Below are 1,312 nucleotides of genomic sequence, written 5' to 3'. Positions count from 1 at the left end.
GGTTGCTATTGGATACCTCGTGATCGAGCTGATCGTTGCGACCCCCGACTCCTACGCCAGTGCCGTGGCGCTGACCGTCCTGACCGCGATCGCTGCGGTCTGGCTGGCCGTCATCGGCGTTAACGTTCTGCGCGGCAACCCCTGGGTGCGTGGGGCGACCGTTGTCGTACAGATCCTGCAGATTGCGGTCGCTATCGGGTGCTTCCAGGGTGCGTTTGCCCGCCCGGACCTTGGCTGGCTGTTGCTCATTCCCGCCATCGTGGCCCTCATTTTGCTCTTCTCGCCGCCGGTTCTCGCCGCGACCACGCGTAGTACATAGCGCGTGCCCGCGGCCGGACCCGTTCGGCGGCGGGGCAGCACGCGCCACCACCGAACGAGTTGTCGGATTCGGCTAGCTCGACGCCGAGACGTATGTGGCCTGAATCACCGATCCCCAGTACGGCGCGAACATCGTGTCGGCGACGCCGTCATATCCAAAACTGTTGATCGAGTTTTGACTGCCGGCCGACCCACTCCCGATGAACCAGGGCCCACCCGACGATCCTCCTGTCATGTCGCACGGGACTCCGTGAGCCGTCGACTGGCCGAACGGATCGGCGGTTGCGCGGCCGGCGCACGACTGCAGCGACTCGCCATCGAACGGACTAGCGGCCGGGTAGCCGAACGCGGTGCAGGTGAGCCCGCGACCCTGGTTGAAGGCGACGCCGGATGCCCCGACCGTGTCGGTGAGCGTTGGGCCGTTCACGGGCGCGACGGTCGCAAAGCCCGTATCGAAACTGACGCCACCACCACTGGTCCATTGGCTGGGCGCAACGAGTTCGCTGGCCGACCACTGGCCGAAGGGTGCAGCGCCGTTTTCGTAGGCCGGCACAAAGATCTAACGTGTGGCGAAGGTGCCCGGCCGTTCATCTACACAGTGACCCCCAGGGAATCACCGTCCCTTGTGGGGATAGCACTGGCGCCCGCTGCGCCCGCTGCGCCGCCAGCCATGATGGCAGCACTCAGGGCGAGGGTTCCTGCCATTGAGAATGCGAATTTTCTCCTTGTCATGATTCAGCTCCGATTCTTGTGAAGTCGGGCCGTTTCGTGTTCGGCGGCCGTCCGTTCCAGTGTCGCCGCCGAACACCTCGGGCCGGCCCGAAATGTGATTGCCGAGAGTAATGCTGTGTCATCCACAAATTTGGGATGGATGCCCGAATCGGTGCTATTCGCCCGCGCGCCAGCCACCTACGCCGAGTCGATGCCAAGCTTCTTGCGCAAGGAAGCGACGTGCCCGGTTGCCTTGACGTTGTAGAGCGGAAGGGTGACGACC

2 protein-coding genes and 1 pseudogene are annotated in these 1,312 nt (G+C 64.3%); 1 reads left to right on the top strand and 2 read right to left on the bottom strand.

The genetic code is table 11. The annotated features are described in order from the left end of the window. Positions 1-319, top strand: a 319-nt coding sequence (locus tag RMN95_RS04585) for a hypothetical protein (RefSeq protein WP_309615774.1), incomplete at its 5' end; no start/stop codon positions are given. A 72-nt stretch (positions 320-391) separates the two neighbouring features. On the opposite strand, the gene RMN95_RS04580 is transcribed toward RMN95_RS04585, so the two are convergent. Beyond that, entirely contained in the window at positions 392-871 is a 480-nt protein-coding gene (locus RMN95_RS04580; RefSeq protein ID WP_309615773.1) for a hypothetical protein, read from the bottom strand. 356 nt (positions 872-1,227) lie between these two features. Next, positions 1,228-1,312, bottom strand: a pseudogene (locus RMN95_RS04575) (peroxiredoxin); the annotation flags it as partial.

The organism is Salinibacterium sp. (genome assembly GCF_031364185.1).
Lineage (GTDB): Bacteria > Actinomycetota > Actinomycetes > Actinomycetales > Microbacteriaceae > Rhodoglobus.
Note: the sequence above shows the minus strand (reverse complement) of the source record. Positions and strands in the feature narration are given on the sequence as shown.